Here is a 521-nt window from a genome sequence, read left to right on the forward strand (position 1 = left end):
TTTCTTTTAAAGATTTTGGATAGGTCCATTCCTTATCTCCCGTATAAAAGACAAATGTTCCTACAGGATATACTTCTTTTCCTCTTTCTACCTGATTGATATAAAGCTGGGCATCATAGTTGAGTATACGAATAATCATATTTTTATCTAAACTACTTTGATGCTCTACTCCAATGATCATATAATCCCCATTGATACTTGCTTTTCTGACGATATCTCGGTATCTTTTTGTTTCCATTGGTAAGGGTTCTTTACCTATCAATGTGGAAACATCATTTTCCTGTGAAATCAGATCTTCTGGTTTGATGACCTGTCTACCATGAAAATAGAGAGCATTGCATAGATCTGCAAAACATTCCCCGTCTCTTAATAACCGTTTACAGGTTGTATCACTTGCATTTCTTATTTGACTCATTTTTTTACCTCCTTACATGAGTGTTTTATAGTTAGACATCATCGCTTTTTATCTCTTTTTTTAATATTGATGTAAGGAGCTTTCTTGATTTAATTGCATCATATGT

At 33.2% G+C, this 521-nt stretch carries 1 protein-coding gene; it reads right to left on the bottom strand.

The window, feature by feature from the left end; translation table 11 throughout:
* The coding region (locus tag HUU89_RS14490) for an Rpn family recombination-promoting nuclease/putative transposase (protein ID WP_175302134.1) at window positions 1-415 on the bottom strand (415 nt) is incomplete at its 3' end.
* Between the last annotated feature and the right edge of the window lie 106 nt (window positions 416-521).

Source organism: Faecalibacillus sp. H12, from assembly GCF_013361255.1.
Lineage (GTDB): Bacteria > Bacillota_I > Bacilli_A > Erysipelotrichales > Coprobacillaceae > Faecalibacillus > Faecalibacillus intestinalis.